Annotated in this window: 13 protein-coding genes; 5 read left to right on the plus strand and 8 right to left on the minus strand. The window is 47.0% G+C overall.

Going from position 1 to position 14274, the window contains the following annotated elements:
* Position 1 precedes the first annotated feature (1 nt).
* Positions 2-2041 (minus strand): DHH family phosphoesterase, encoded by a 2040-nt coding sequence (locus BUA79_RS09435; protein WP_073994182.1) that lies wholly within the window; start codon positions 2039-2041, stop codon positions 2-4.
* A gap of 191 nt (positions 2042-2232) precedes the next feature.
* On the opposite strand from BUA79_RS09435, the gene BUA79_RS09440 reads away from it, so the two are divergent.
* On the plus strand, positions 2233-3021 hold the full coding sequence (locus BUA79_RS09440) for a hypothetical protein (RefSeq protein WP_073994183.1): 789 nt from the start codon (positions 2233-2235) through the stop codon (positions 3019-3021).
* 48 nt (positions 3022-3069) lie between these two features.
* Here BUA79_RS09440 and BUA79_RS09445 read toward each other — a convergent pair whose 3' ends face one another.
* From BUA79_RS09445 to BUA79_RS09455, 3 genes are all read right to left on the minus strand, one after another.
* Positions 3070-3744 carry a potassium channel family protein gene (locus tag BUA79_RS09445; RefSeq protein ID WP_073994184.1) on the minus strand — a complete coding sequence of 225 codons (675 nt, stop codon included), beginning with the start codon at positions 3742-3744 and terminating at the stop codon, positions 3070-3072.
* Positions 3745-3761: 17 nt separating this feature from the next.
* Entirely contained in the window at positions 3762-5135 is a 1374-nt protein-coding gene (locus tag BUA79_RS09450) for a TrkH family potassium uptake protein (RefSeq protein ID WP_073994185.1), read from the minus strand.
* Between the two features lie 62 nt (positions 5136-5197).
* Entirely contained in the window at positions 5198-7000 is a 1803-nt protein-coding gene (locus BUA79_RS09455) for an ABC-F family ATP-binding cassette domain-containing protein (RefSeq protein WP_073994186.1), read from the minus strand.
* A 98-nt stretch (positions 7001-7098) separates the two neighbouring features.
* Between BUA79_RS09455 and BUA79_RS09460 the strand changes: the two genes are divergently transcribed.
* Positions 7099-7629 (plus strand): DUF2284 domain-containing protein, encoded by a 531-nt coding sequence (locus BUA79_RS09460; RefSeq protein WP_330389241.1) that lies wholly within the window; start codon positions 7099-7101, stop codon positions 7627-7629.
* A 48-nt stretch (positions 7630-7677) separates the two neighbouring features.
* Here BUA79_RS09460 and BUA79_RS09465 read toward each other — a convergent pair whose 3' ends face one another.
* The 4 genes from BUA79_RS09465 to BUA79_RS09480 are packed head-to-tail and all read right to left on the minus strand — an operon-like array spanning position 7678 to position 10277.
* On the minus strand, positions 7678-8247 hold the full coding sequence (locus BUA79_RS09465) for an ATP-binding cassette domain-containing protein (protein WP_073994188.1): 570 nt from the start codon (positions 8245-8247) through the stop codon (positions 7678-7680).
* The gene (locus tag BUA79_RS09470) at positions 8248-8997 is read right to left on the minus strand and encodes an ABC transporter permease (RefSeq protein WP_330389242.1); all 750 of its coding nucleotides are present in this window, start codon (positions 8995-8997) and stop codon (positions 8248-8250) included.
* Positions 8987-10009 (minus strand): ABC transporter substrate-binding protein, encoded by a 1023-nt coding sequence (locus tag BUA79_RS09475; protein WP_073994190.1) that lies wholly within the window; start codon positions 10007-10009, stop codon positions 8987-8989. The genes BUA79_RS09470 and BUA79_RS09475 overlap by 11 nt, the downstream gene beginning before the upstream one ends.
* Positions 10010-10028: 19 nt before the next feature.
* Positions 10029-10277, minus strand: coding sequence for a TM1266 family iron-only hydrogenase system putative regulator (locus BUA79_RS09480; protein ID WP_073994191.1), 249 nt, complete (start codon positions 10275-10277; stop codon positions 10029-10031).
* A 343-nt stretch (positions 10278-10620) separates the two neighbouring features.
* On the opposite strand from BUA79_RS09480, the gene BUA79_RS09485 reads away from it, so the two are divergent.
* From BUA79_RS09485 to BUA79_RS09495, 3 genes are read left to right on the plus strand one after another with little or no spacing between them, the layout of a single operon-like run.
* The gene (locus BUA79_RS09485) at positions 10621-11121 is read left to right on the plus strand and encodes an NADH-quinone oxidoreductase subunit NuoE family protein (RefSeq protein WP_073994192.1); all 501 of its coding nucleotides are present in this window, start codon (positions 10621-10623) and stop codon (positions 11119-11121) included.
* A gap of 1 nt (position 11122) precedes the next feature.
* Positions 11123-12409 carry a complex I 51 kDa subunit family protein gene (locus BUA79_RS09490; protein WP_073994193.1) on the plus strand — a complete coding sequence of 429 codons (1287 nt, stop codon included), beginning with the start codon at positions 11123-11125 and terminating at the stop codon, positions 12407-12409.
* Positions 12409-14133 carry an NADH-dependent [FeFe] hydrogenase, group A6 gene (locus tag BUA79_RS09495; RefSeq protein ID WP_073994194.1) on the plus strand — a complete coding sequence of 575 codons (1725 nt, stop codon included), beginning with the start codon at positions 12409-12411 and terminating at the stop codon, positions 14131-14133. The genes BUA79_RS09490 and BUA79_RS09495 overlap by 1 nt, the downstream gene beginning before the upstream one ends.
* Positions 14134-14274: the final 141 nt, after the last annotated feature.

Here is a 14274-nt window from a genome sequence, read left to right on the forward strand (position 1 = left end):
ATTATATGTCTCCTTCTTCTATCATTTTACTTAAGGTATCCTTAACTATTTGCTTTGCCTCGTCCAGGGTGACTTCCTTAAGCTGGGCTCCGGCCACGTTCAAATGTCCTCCGCCTCCCAGCCTTTCCATAACCAGCTGTACGTTTATTTCATCCACGGAGCGCGCACTTATGTAAATCGTGTTGTTGTATCTCGTCACTACAAAAGAAGCCTTTATACCACGTATCTCCAGCATCTCATTGGCTGCCTGGGCGGCTGTCACAGTAGGGCTTTCAATGTGTTCAGATGGGCACTCCCCAATAATGAAAAATTCCCTGAATATCTCGGCATTATGGTAGGTCACCGCTCTCGCTTTAAACGCATCGAAATCATCCCAAAACATTTTCCTGACCTTGTTTATATCCGCACCGTTCCGCTTCAGAAAGGCTGCCGCTTCAAAGGTACGTGCTCCCGTGCTGTTTGCGAAATAGTTTGTATCGATCATGATTCCTGCGTACAGTGCATCGGCTTCCGCCTGTTTTAGCCGGATGTCCTCGGAAATATACTGAAGAATTTCCGATACCATTTCACAGGTGGAGGAAGCAAACGGTTCAATGTAGGACAAAACCGCATTTTCCACCACCTCCGATCCCTGTCTGTGATGGTCCAGAATCACCGTAGCCTTCGACCCAGAAACCAGCCTGGGTTCTTCCACGAAGCTTGGCTTATTTACATCAACCAGAACCAAAACCGTGTTGTCATTCAGAATCTGCAGAGCCTGGGATCCGCTTATGAACATATCCTCTTCATATTCATCTCCTGCCTTAAATCCATCAATGATCGGTTTGACAGAATTTGTCATTTCCCCGATAACTATGTGTGCTTTCCTGTCAAGGGTTCTGGCCACCCTGTATATCCCCACAGACGCACCTACGGAATCAATGTCACCCAGCTTATGCCCCATAATCAGGACATCCTCTTTGCTGTTCAGCAGTTCCCGCAGGGCATGGGCTTTAACCCTTGCTTTGACCCTTGTATTCTTTTCTACCTGTTTGCTTTTTCCACCGTAATAATAAATCTTTTCCCCATCCTTGATGACCGCCTGGTCACCGCCTCTTCCCAGAGCCAGGTCAATGGCAGTGCGTGAAAATTCGCAGGTTTTTGAATAGGTCTCTCCATTTACACCCAGTCCGATACTAATGGTGACCGGCATTTCATTTCCGATATTTATGGATTTGACCTCATCAAGAATGTTGAATTTATTGCTCTGAAGCACGGAGATATATTTCTGTTTCAATACGATAAAGTATTTATCCTTCTCCAGCTTCCTCACCACGCCGTCCATGGCAGTAAAATACTTATTAATCTTTCTGTCGATAAGTGCAAGAATCAGGGATTTACGGACTGCCTCCACCGTCTCCATGACTTCTTCGAAATTGTCCAGATATACTAAGGCTGCAACAAATTTCTGCTCTGTATTTTCTTTCCTGAGATTGAGCATCTCTGTCTCATCAAACAAGCCTACGGAAAACATATCGTCCTGTTCAGACGGAATATCCGTCAGGATATCGTCATCCTCGGACTCCTTCCATGTGATTTTCTTAAACTCCACACGGTAATTCCTGCCCTTGAACGCAATTTCCCCGACCGAGTCCTCCTCCCCGAAGCGTAGTTCCTCCTCCGTAATTTCCGGAAAAAGAGACGTGATTTTCTTATCTGCCGCTTTGCCGGTACCAATCAGATCCGTGAACCTTTTGTTCATCCACAGAATCCTTCCATCCTTGTTCAGCACGCAGTATGGAACCGGAAGTTCCATAAGCATCCTGCTCTGGGATTTTGCGAGGCCTTCCGTCATCGTAATGATTTCATTGGTGATTTTAGGTCGGCTTCCAATCAAAAGCACCAGGGATATGCTTATAAATACCAGGGTGAAAACCAGGAGGGTTACTCCTGCCCGGGCATCGATCATGTATATTACAATATTTACTATCACAAGCAGTCCGCTGAGAATGAGCGGCCAGTACATATATGGTGTGAAACCTTTGTTCCATCGATTCTTCATCCTGTCTCCTCATTCGGTACAAAATTTCATACAAGCCTATTATACGCACTTTTGGTTATCTTATCAAGTCAAAAAGCCAGCCGCCGGCCATACGGGAAGTCAATGGCCCCCATTTATTTATTCAATTATACAACTATGAGCGGTTGTGATACATTTATTTATAACAATTAACCATAAAGGAGGCAAGTTTTATGACTATGGAAAAAATGGTAATATTTCACAATCTGCTTAACGAGAACCACCGTCCGGCCATGGAAAGATGGTTCAGGCGTTCCCACGTACCGGATGTTCTTACCCAGTACCCGTGGACCAGCCGATATCTTTTATACCGCCCCGTTCCTGCCCCGGAGGGAGCCGTCAATGAAGGGCTGTACACTTACCGAATCCACGAAAACTGGGCCAGTGACATCAAGAACCGCAGGGGGCACAAAGGTCTTATGGGTATGACTCCCGAACCGGTTTCCGGCGCCATCAAGGCGGACATCATCCATATTCCTGCCGAACCGACGGAAGATTTTCTGGGTGGCAGTTGGCCATTTGAAAAGCATTCGGTTCTCCGGTGGGTAATTGCCTACCGTTATCCGGAAAATGCCGACAAAGAGGAATGCGACAGGTTTTTCCTGGAAGTTCAGGCAGAAGAAATCAAGAAAATGACTGGCCTGATTCGTTTCTTCAGCCATAAAGCCATCGAATTCGAGGGAAGTGCTCTTCCCATTACTACGGATGACAACAAAACGGATGGCAGTGATAAACTGAAGAACCTGATGCGGCATTGGGACAGGCTGTCCGAATTATGGTTTGAATGCAATGATGACTGGACAAACGCCCTGATTCATAACCCGCCGTCATTCACAAAACCGGAATGGGCTACTTCCGACTCCTTTCCATTCCTGAAGCCTTCCGATGATTTCATAAGCACATTCATCCTGGAGTCCCCAGACAATGATTTCACGAAAACATTTTCTCCTTTATACTACTAACCCAGTTGGGAAGAGATGCCGTATCGGCGGACCGGTACGGCATCTCTTTTATTTTTCTGTTTCTTTACTTTTCTGTGCCCGCAGCTTATTGAGGGCATCATTTTTACCGATTAAAATCATTGCTTCATCTTTATGGATTGGTTTATCCACGTCCGGCGTGATATCCAGTTCGTCGTCTCTCCGGATTCCGATTACATTCACTTTATATTTAGATCGGATATTCACTTCCTTCAAGCTGTGACCAATCCAGGAATCCATTGGATCCATCTCCATCAGACTGCAAGTGGAGGATAATTCCACCGCATCAAAGAAGTTATCCATAATCAGGTTGTTCGCAATATGTATTCCCATCTCTTTCTCCGGAAATACAACCAGATCCGCCCCGACTTTTTTAAGAATCTTGCCATGAAGCTCCGTCTGTGCCTTTGCCAGTACATAAGGGATTCCAAGTTCTTTCACAAGAATTGTGGCTAAAATGCTCGCCTCCAGATCTTCTGACATCGCTATAATGGCTCCGTCAAAATTGCTGATTCCCAATGAAGCCAGGGTCGCTTTATCCGTAATCTTTGCTTTCACCGCATAGGTTACAATATCCGCTATCTCTTTTATTTTATCATCGTCATCATCAACAACCAGTACTTCGCATCCGCTTTGGGCAAGTGTTTCCGCTACGCTCCGTCCAAACCGCCCAAGCCCGAACACTACAAATTCTTTCTTCTGCATAATTGAATCTCCTTCCTTTATCCAACCAGAACCTTTTCTTCCGGGAGCTGTATCTTGCTTTTTCTGTCTTTACCTACTCGCAGTGAAAGCGCCATGGTTATCGGTCCGACCCTTCCCAAAAACATCGTTGCCATTATAATGATTTTTCCTGCTGTGGTCAAAGACATGGTAACATTTTTGCTAAGGCCAACTGTGCCAAGGGCGGAAGCCGATTCAAAGAGCAGATCCAGGAAATCCCTTTCTGTCACCACCGACAGGCAGATTGTGGATACAACCAGGGTCGATATGCTGAACATGAAGATTGCCAGTGACTTTTTCACATAGCCGTCATCCACTCTTCGTCCCAATATCTCGATACATTCTTTTTTTCTCACACTCGACAACCCGGCAATAACAAGAATCGCAAAGGTAACTGTTTTTATTCCTCCCGCCGTTCCGGAAGGCGAACCTCCGATAAACATCATTACGATACCGAATAAAGATGTGGCATTCTTCAAATCTTCCTGGGGAACCGTTAAGAAGCCAGCTGTCCTGAACGTGATGGACTGAAAAAAGGATGCCATGATTTTCTGACCGGTATTCATATTTCCGATTGTCATCTGGTTTCCGTATTCATTGATAAACACAAACAAGGCTCCAAACAGGATCAGGCTGAAAGTCGTTATCAGCACGATTTTTGTATGGAGGCTTAACTTTCGAAAGAAGAGCCGGATAGACAATTTTTCTTTCCAGCCGATTTTTATCTTCTGAATAATGTCCCACCAGACCGGGTATCCAATTCCGCCGATTATAATCAGCAGCATCGTGTTGATATTGACAAGAGGGTTGGTCTGGTATGGGATAAAGCTTGCGCTCCCAATAAGATCGATGCCTGCGTTACAAAAGGCAGAAACAGCATGAAAAATGGAATACCATACCCCGTGTACCAGCCCAAACTCCGGTACAAATTGGAAACTGTACAGCAAGGCTCCAACCGCTTCGACCAGGAACGTTCCCTTCATAATCCATATAGTCAGTTTGACCAGGCCCTGCAGGGTCTCCAGATTATAGGCTTCCTGAATCAGCATCCTGTCACTTAAAGTGATACGCCTTTTCATAATCAGAAAAATACTGGTTACAAAAGTGACCACGCCCAGTCCGCCAAACTGAATCAGACACAGAATCACAATCTGACCAAACAGGTTCCAATGATCTACAGTAACCACTGTTGTCAGTCCTGTCACGCACACGGAAGTGGTGGACGCAAAGAATGAATCTACAAGAGGTGTGAACTGCCCACTTTTTGAAGCAATCGGAAGAGACAGCAGAATTCCTCCAATGAATATGGCAAGAAAAAACCCTCCTGTGATCATCTGGGTTGTGGTTATTTTATGCTTTCGTATCAGTTGCATCTTTTCTACCTCTCAAAATTAGATGAACTTGATTATAATCCTTTTATAGAAATTTGCAATCATTATTTTTTGTTGATTAATTCATTCAGCTCCATAAGGTATATCCACCTTTCCATTTTGCCCTCAAGGGCTTCCTGGGCTTCCTCTTTTTCCTTCATGCAGGCAGTCAGCCGGATGAAATCGGTAGCGCTTGCTGCAATCTCCTTTTCCAGGCTGTCTATCCTTGCCTCCAGCTTTGCAATTTCCTCATCGATGCTTTCAAACTCCCGCTTTTCATTGAAGGACATTTTGACTTTATCCTCCCCCATCCGTGGCTTTGACTTGTCCTGCCTGCTTTCTTCCCTGTTTTGTGCGGTTTTGTCTTCGGTCGGATTTTCCTCTTCCTGGAGGGCGTTCAGATAATCCTCATAATTGCCCTCATACTGGCGAATAACGCCATTGCCTTTGAACGCAAATATCCGGTCCGTAATCCGGTTGAGAAAATATCTGTCATGGGATACAGCTATGACAATTCCGTCAAAGTCATCCAGATAATCCTCAAAAATGGCCATGGTCTGTATATCAAGGTCATTGGTAGGTTCATCCAGAATCAGCACATTGGGTGCCTCCATAAGTATCTTAAGCAGGCACAGCCTCCTTTTTTCACCACCCGAAAGGCGGCTGATAGATTGGTACTGCAGGGCGTCATCAAAGAGAAACCTGGTAAGCATCTGGGAAGCAGATATCGACCCTGATGCCGTCTTTACAAAGTCCGCCGTCTCCCTCACATAATCTATCACCCGCATATTCTGAGGCAGATTTTCATTTTCCTGGGAAAAATATCCAATCTTCACGGTGCTTCCGATATCTATGACTCCACTGTCCGGCTGAATCTCTCCCATAATCATCTTCAGAAGAGTAGATTTTCCGCATCCGTTCCTTCCGATAAAACCGATTCTGTCGCCATTCAGGAAAATATAATTAAAATCATTAATCAGTACACGGTCCCCGCAACTTTTGGAGAGTCCTTCAATTTCAATAGTTTTCCTTCCCATACGGCTTTTCAGGGAGCTCATCTGCAGGCTTTCTTCCTCTGCCGGTCCTCCCGCATCCCGCAGCGCCTCATATCTTTGAATATGCGCTTTCTGCTTGGTGCTCCTTGCTCTCGCTCCCCTGCGGATCCATTCCAGTTCTACCTTTAGAATGCTCTGCCTCTTCCTTTCGCCGGACTGTTCGATCTCTTCGCGCAGCGTCTTCTGTTCAAGGTAATCTGCATATTTTCCGTTATAACTATATATTTTCCCTTTGTCGATTTCTACCACCCGGTTTACAATACGGTCCAGAAAATATCTGTCATGGGTGATCATTATAAGGGCTTCTTTCCTCTTATTCAGGTAATCTTCCAGCCAGGCCGCCATTTCATTGTCCATATGGTTGGTCGGTTCGTCCAGAATCAGGATATCGCAGGGTTTAAGCAGAACAGCTGCCAGGGCTGCCCTTTTTTTCTGGCCGCCCGAAAGATTGTCGATAACAGCCCCATAATCCGGAAGTCCCAGCTTGTTCAGAATGTTTTTTGCCTCTCCTTCTATTTCCCAGCGGTTGTCGCCCGAAATATTCGCTGCAATCACATAATCATAAATCGTAATCCCCTTCGGGAACACGGGGTCCTGAGGCAGGTAATTGATTTTTACATTACTGCCCTTTACCACTTCCCCCGCATCAAGAGGTTCCAGTCCTGCTGCCACCTTCAAAAGCGTGGACTTTCCGGTTCCATTGACTCCGATGATCCCAACCTTTTCTCCTTCATTGATGCTGAAGTCTGCGCTGTCCAACAGGATCCTGTCGGTATATGATTTTCTCATTCCATTTATTGTAAGTAAGTTCATTTTTTTCTCCTGCTTTTCTTCCTTGTATTATATCATTATACACACATAGTATGAATAATGGTATAATAAAACCAATTCAAATCTAAAGGAGGATGAATATGAAAGATGCAATAGACATTGCCCTGGAAAATGGTTTTTCACATGCTGCCGAGCTAAATGTGGATACCATTGAACTGAATCCAGAGGTCCGTAAGATGTGTGCCGCCAACACATGCCACCATTATGGCAAGAACTGGTCCTGCCCTCCTGCCTGCGGAACACTGGATGAATGCGGCGACAGGATCAAAAAATATAAAAAAGGCATTATTGTGCAGTCTACTGCCCAGCTTGAGGACAGCTTTGACGTCGAGGGAATGGAAGAACTGACAAAGCAGCATATCAAAAACTACCGGTCGACTCTGGCTGAACTCAAGAAAAAATACCCGGACGTTTTATATTTGGGTACTGGTGCCTGCGATATCTGCGCTGAATGCACTTATCCTGACGAGCCGTGCCGTTTTCCGGACAAGGCCATCTCCTCCATGGAGGCCTATGGAATGGTAGTCAACGAAGTCTGCAAGGCAAACGACCTCCCCTATAACTACGGGAAGGATACCATGACCTTCGTCGGATGCTTTTTAATCGGATAATCCCAAAAAAAGGACTGAATCCGCCGGATTCAGTCCTTTTTTTTGGGATTATATGTATATCAAGTTCCCTTCCATCTCTGCGGCTTCCTCCTCGTCATGGGTGACCATAACGACGGTTCTTCCATCTATGTTTTCCTTTACATAATTCATGACCTGACGCTTCCGTTCCTCATCCAGACCCTTAAAAGGCTCGTCCAGGAACAGGATTTCGCTTTTCGCCAGAATGGCCCTGACCAGAGCGACTCTGCGGCGCATCCCGCCGCTCAGCTCACTGACCGGGTTATACAGGCTATCGCCAACCCCGACCTGAATGAGGTGATTGCGGATCTGGCCGTCAGGCGTATCCTTATGACAGACCATGCGTACATTTTCCACGGCATCAAAACTCTCACAAAGACGGTCTTCCTGGAATACAGCACTTTTTTTGACTGGAACGCCCTTTATGCTGCCTTCGTCCTGCTGCTCAAAGCCCATGAGCAGATTAAGAAGAGTCGTCTTTCCGCACCCTGATGGACCCATGATGCAGGTAATCCCGTGTTCCCTGATGATTGCGGAAAAGCCTTTCAGCACCGTTTTTTCTCCAAATCTTTTCGAAACATTTTCGATTATGATATCCATCTAACGCTTCCTCCTATAGGAAAAAAGAGCTCTCGCCGCATGCATGAAAATCTTCTCAAACAGAATGCTGATGACTACGATGACCACCGACCAGGCAAACAGTTCCCCCGTGTTCAGGTATACCTTTGCATTATATAGTTTCTCTCCGATGGATCCGTCCGGTATGCCTATTACCTCTGCGGCAACGCCTGCTTTCCAGGTCAGTCCCACTGCCATGCTGCAAGCAGAAAGAAGGTATGGTTTAACCTGGGGAATATATATATATCGGAACTTCCGCCTCCATCCCACGTCAAAGAGCCGGGCCATCTCCAGAAGCTTTATATCGGCGGCATGGAATCCCTGCAGCACATTGGTATATATAATAGGAAGGCCCATCAGGAATGCGATGAAAACCGCCAAGTTGCGGGCATTTAGCCATATAAGGCACAGAATGATGAAGGAGGCTACCGGAGTAGCCTTTACAACGGCCATATAGGGCTGGAGCATGACCCCGATAACGCGGAAACGCCCCGCAGCAAATGCGAGGATCGTTCCCAAAAATAATGCTAGAAAAAAACCAATTTCTATTCTCAAGAAGGTAAAGGCAATGGCACTCCAGAAATCCACCGTGAAGACCAGAGTCATCAGTTTCCTGGCCACCACAAAGGGTGTCACCAGAAACAGAGAATTGTCCAGAAGCATGGCAGCAAGCTGCCAGACGGCCAGGGCTGCCAGAATAGCCCCAGCTTTTTCCAGCCTGTTACCTTTCAAAATAGAACGCATCCCCTGGAAGCGCCCCACCGATGGCTTCCGGTTTCTGTTCAAAAAGGACATTCAAATATCCCTCCATGGCAGTCTTCATTTCGCTGCCTTCCATATAGGTGATATTGCAATACGGGATTGCTTTCTGGGCAACTGCTGCTGCCACAATGCCGTATTTCTCTACAAGAAGAGCTGCGCCTCCCACATTTGCATTAACATATTCTGTGGATTCCTTATACTCGTCTAAAAATTTAGCAACCTGCTGTGGATACTGCTCCGCAAATTCTTTCCGTACTACCAGAACTCCGGTAATCAGCATGCTTCCATTTTCCAGCTTGTCCCATTCTTCTGTCATGTCTACAGCTATATTCAGACCGGCCACGCTCGACTGGGCCACTGTTACGAAGGGCTGGGGAAGCATTGCAATTCCGCCGCCCTGGGCAAGCAGTGCCACTACTTCTGTGGGTTCGGACTTCCATTCAATTGTAACATCTTTATCCGGATCCAGTCCATACTCACTGAGCAGATAACGGAGGGCAAATTCCGGTGTCGACCCTTTGCCGGTTGCATAAATGGTTTTTCCACGCAAATCTTCCATGCTGCTGATGGTATCCCCCACTTCAACTATGTAATTGACTCCAAGTGTGTTGACCGCCAGAAGCTCTACGGCTCCCTTTGTATTGTTGTACAGAACGGAGGCCAGATTCGCAGGGACTGCCGCAATGTCCAGATCGCCCTGTATCAGCTTTGGCGTCAGCTCATCGGCCGATGCCGCGATGGTGAATGTATAATTATTGAATGCTGTTTTCTGCTCCGCCGCTTCCATCAGCTGGACCATTCCCATGGAAGTTGGGCCTTTCAGTCCACCTACACGGATGTCTATCGCCTCCACGGTCTCCTTCGTGGTGGTTTCCGTCTCTTTCTGCGTTTCAGCTCCGGAATCCTTCTGACATCCGGACAGAAACGAAACAGCCAGAATTGCGGTCAATACTAATGTGGTTATTCTCCTTTTCACGTTCATACTCCTTCATAAACCTGTTTTATTTGCTTTTTGATGTGACCGTTTTTGTGCTTACACCGCTGATCATTCCGATCTTTCCGGAAAGGGAACTCACTACATCCCCCGGAGCCTCCAAAACAACGCAGATTATGGATATCCCTCTTTCTTTGCAGGGAATCCCCATACGGCCAATTATATATCCGCCGAACTGGTGCAGCAGTTCGTTGATTTCACTTGCAACCGAGGTATCTTCTACGATTATGCTGATGATTGAAATCCTGGATTCCATTCTTTCTCCTTACCTCATCCGGACAAAAAAATCCGCGCTGCCGGGCGCGGATATCAAAGGGTGCAGACGTGCACCATCTTGTCAATTTCTCCGCCTTCCCAGCCGGGACGTACCCCGCTGCGTCAGAACGATTCGATTCAATTACAGCAAATTATATTCCAGGGATTATTTTTTGTCAATTATAGTTAAGAAATTAACAGAATATTCCACGTTAATTTCTTAACTATTGCTATTTCTTCGTTAATATTTTAATTATTATTGACATTATTCTTAAACTTTCGTATTATTTCATTTAGAAAAAAGCCAAGATTTTTATAACAATTATTTTAAGGAGGCATCTATTATGCATCAAAGCCAGTATAGTTTTACCACGTCCCCTTCAGCCCTTGTTCAGGTTGCGGAAATCGCATCCAGGTACAAAGGCCGACAGGACAAACTCATGGATGTAATCATCGCAGTACAGAAAATCGTCCCCTCTCTCGCGGAGGATGTTGCGGCTGTAATCGCAAGGGAAATGGGCTTATCCCAGAACCATGTCTACAGTTTTGTAACTTTCTACGAGTATCTGTCCGTACAGCCCCGGGGCAAATACATGATCCGAATGTGCAGTAGCGCTCCCTGTCACGTACGCGGCGCCAAGGACGTCATGGATACCATTACTGAAATGCTTGGCATCAAAATCGGCGAAACAACACCGGACAACCGGTTCACTGTGGAAACGTGTCCATGCCTTGGTATCTGCGACATTTCTCCTGCCATCATGATTAACGATAAGGTTTATGGAGATCTGGACCCGGAACGTGCAAGGGAACTTATCAAGAAATATATAAGGGAGGACATCTGATATGGAAGAAACACGCGTACTGCTTAGAAATAAAGATGTCGCAAACATGGTCGATGTTGCGGTCAGCATGGAGCATGGAGGCTATGTTGGCCTGCGCAATGCCCTCTTGATGGACGGAGCCCAGGTAATCGAGACCCTAAGGGATTCCGGTCTGAGAGGAAGGGGAGGAGCAGGATTTCCCACCTGGATGAAGATCAAATTCGCCTATGACGCAGGAGGCACCTCCAAGGTAGTTGTGTGCAACGCGGACGAAGGCGAGCCAGGCACCAGCAAGGACAGAATCCTGTTAAGTACCGATCCCCACAGCATCTTTGAGGGAATGGCCATCGTCGGAAAGGCAATCGGCGCAGGACGTGGGTTTATTTACCTCAGAGCTGAATATTCCTACCTGTTTCCCATTCTTGAAAACGCCCTGGATAGTGCCAGAAAATCCGGTATCCTCGGAAAAAACATCTTAGGAAGCGACTTTTCCTTTGACATAGAAATGCGTTCCGGTGCCGGCGCTTACGTGTGCGGCGAGGAAACAGCCCTCTTTGAATCCATCGAAGGAAAAAGAGGCGAACCGCGCACCCGTCCCCCTTATCCCGGGACCTACGGACTCTTCGGACTGCCTACCGTATTAAACAATGTGGAAACCCTGGCAAACATAGGCCCGATATTCGCAAACGGAGTGGACTGGTTCAGAAGTATCGGCTCAGAAAACAGCCCCGGAACGAAACTTTTCACCGTTACCGGCAACGTGCACAGACGCGGGGTTTTCGAATTCCCAATGGGTACGAACCTGAAGGACATCATCTACGAAGTATGCGGCGGCATTGCAGGCGGCAAGGAACTTCTGGCCGTTCAGACCGGTGGTGCATCCGGCGCCATCATTCGCCCATCCCAGATAGACATTCCTCTGGACATTGATCATGTGGCATCCTCCGGCGGGCGCCTCGGATGCGGCACCATATTTGTTATCGATGACAGCAACTGTGTTCTCGACATCGTAAAAAACACACTGGAATTTTTCACCAACGAATCCTGTGGCAAATGCATCCCATGCCGCGAGGGTGGAGTGCAGCTCCTAAAGCTCATCAAAAAGATATCTGAGGGCAGAGGAAGCGTAATAGATATCGATACAATGATGGATCTCTCCAATACTATGAGGGAAACCGCTCTCTGCGGCCTCGGTCACTCCACGCCCGTTCCGGTTCTGACCAGCATCGCAAACTTCCGTGATTCTTATGACAGACATCTGGATAAGGATCCGTGTTCAAAATGTTCACCTGAAAGGGGGTTAAAATAATGGTCAATATAAATATAGATGGAATAAATTTACAGGTGGAAGAAGGAACCACCATCATGGAAGCTGCAAAGAAAATCCATGTCAATATCCCCTCCCTTTGTCACCATGAGGACCAGTCCGTAAAATCCGTATGCCGTATCTGCGTGGTTGAAGTCAACGGGCAGAAGCTGCTTCAGCCCGCCTGCAGTTACCCGGTTGCCGAGAGCATGTCCATCCGGACAAACACGCCCCGCATAATCAAGGCAAGAAAAAATATCCTGGAACTGATATTTTCCCATCATCCCCAGGACTGCCTCAACTGTGATAAAAACGGCAGCTGTGAACTGCAGAGCATCGCACAGGATCTCAACATGAATTCACCAATACGTTACGAAGTTGAGCTGCGCGGTAAAGCCGTGGACACCTCTTCCCCTTCCATAACCTTTGATGCCAATAAGTGTATCCTCTGCGGCCGCTGCGTGGAAGTCTGCAATGACGTTCAGACCGTGGGGATCCTGGCCAAGGAGAACAGAGGCTACAACACCGTGGTAGCGCCTCCTTATGGAAAAAAGCTTCAGGATACTGCCTGCGTAAACTGCGGACAATGTGTCCAGGTCTGCCCGGTAGGTGCCCTTACAATTCACGATGACACAAATCTGGTTTACAAAGCCAAGGAAGAGGGCAAGGTCCTGATCGCGCAGGTTGCCCCATCCTCACGTACCACCATCGCAGAAGCTCTGGGTGAAGAAACCGGAACCGTGAGTACCGGACGCATGATCACAGCCATGAAAATGCTCGGCTTTGACTATGTGTTCGACACCGACTTCACGGCCGACCTTACAATTATGGAAGAGGGAAACGAGCTTTTAAACAGAATCACAAACGGCGGCGTTCTGCCTATGATGACCTCCTGCTGCCCGGGTTGGGTTAAATTCTGTGAAACCTCTTATCCAAAATATACCCAGCATCTTTCCTCGGCCAAATCACCGCAGCAGATGTTCGGCAGTGTAATCAAGACATATTTTGCCCAAAAAGCTGGCATCGATCCGGCGAATATCTTCAGCTGTTCCATAATGCCTTGTACCGCAAAGAAGTTTGAATGCAAGCGACCGGAGATGTCCGACAGCGGGTACCAGGACGTGGATGCAGCCCTCACCGTACAGGAATTAGCCAAACTGATAAAATCTGCCGGAATCGACTTCTCAAAGCTGGAAGAATCCCGATTTGATAATCCATTTGGTCTGGGCAGCGGAGCCGGTGAAATCTTTGCAGCAACTGGCGGTGTAATGGAAGCAGCCCTTCGTACCGTATATGAGGTTCTCACGGGTGAAGAGCTGAAGCAGCTGGAATTCCAGGCAGTCCGTGGTTTTGAGGGCTTAAAGGAAGCCGCCGTAGATATCAACGGCACTACCGTAAAAGTAGCAGTGGTCCACTCCCTGGGCGAAGCCCGCAAGATAATGGACCGCGTGGTAGACGGCACCGCGGACTACCATTTCATCGAAGTCATGGCCTGCCCGGGCGGATGCATAGGCGGAGGCGGAAACCCTGTCCGCAACTGGAAGAAGGTTGCAAAACGAACCGTCAACGTATATCAGCAGGACAAAGATCTTCCTATCAGAAAATCCCACGAGTCACCTGCCATAAAGATGATTTACGAGGAGTTCCTTGGCGAACCTCTGAGCGAAACATCCCACCATCTTCTACATACAAAGTATGCAAACAGACAGGATATATTGCGGATCTAGAATTCGTACAGAGACGCATATTCATAGCAAAAAAAGCGGTGCAGGGTTGAACTGACCCCCATAAGTTAGACCTAAAAATCTAACTTATGGGAGGTCAGTTTTTTTATGGCAAAATATAGTTTTGAATTTAAAAAGCAAATT

This window comes from Parasporobacterium paucivorans DSM 15970 (assembly GCF_900141895.1).
Taxonomy (GTDB): domain Bacteria; phylum Bacillota; class Clostridia; order Lachnospirales; family Lachnospiraceae; genus Parasporobacterium; species Parasporobacterium paucivorans.

What these genes read in the sequence shown, in the direction of transcription:
- BUA79_RS09435 (WP_073994182.1), bottom strand. Translation starts at nt 2,041, where the DNA reads ATGAAGAATCGATGGAACAAAGGTTTCACACCATATATGTACTGGCCG.
- BUA79_RS09440 (WP_073994183.1), top strand. Translation starts at nt 2,233, where the DNA reads ATGACTATGGAAAAAATGGTAATATTTCACAATCTGCTTAACGAGAAC.
- BUA79_RS09445 (WP_073994184.1), bottom strand. Translation starts at nt 3,744, where the DNA reads ATGCAGAAGAAAGAATTTGTAGTGTTCGGGCTTGGGCGGTTTGGACGG.
- BUA79_RS09450 (WP_073994185.1), bottom strand. Translation starts at nt 5,135, where the DNA reads ATGCAACTGATACGAAAGCATAAAATAACCACAACCCAGATGATCACA.
- BUA79_RS09455 (WP_073994186.1), bottom strand. Translation starts at nt 7,000, where the DNA reads ATGAACTTACTTACAATAAATGGAATGAGAAAATCATATACCGACAGG.
- BUA79_RS09460 (WP_330389241.1), top strand. Translation starts at nt 7,099, where the DNA reads ATGAAAGATGCAATAGACATTGCCCTGGAAAATGGTTTTTCACATGCT.
- BUA79_RS09465 (WP_073994188.1), bottom strand. Translation starts at nt 8,247, where the DNA reads ATGGATATCATAATCGAAAATGTTTCGAAAAGATTTGGAGAAAAAACG.
- BUA79_RS09475 (WP_073994190.1), bottom strand. Translation starts at nt 10,009, where the DNA reads ATGAACGTGAAAAGGAGAATAACCACATTAGTATTGACCGCAATTCTG.
- BUA79_RS09480 (WP_073994191.1), bottom strand. Translation starts at nt 10,277, where the DNA reads ATGGAATCCAGGATTTCAATCATCAGCATAATCGTAGAAGATACCTCG.
- BUA79_RS09485 (WP_073994192.1), top strand. Translation starts at nt 10,621, where the DNA reads ATGCATCAAAGCCAGTATAGTTTTACCACGTCCCCTTCAGCCCTTGTT.
- BUA79_RS09490 (WP_073994193.1), top strand. Translation starts at nt 11,123, where the DNA reads ATGGAAGAAACACGCGTACTGCTTAGAAATAAAGATGTCGCAAACATG.
- BUA79_RS09495 (WP_073994194.1), top strand. Translation starts at nt 12,409, where the DNA reads ATGGTCAATATAAATATAGATGGAATAAATTTACAGGTGGAAGAAGGA.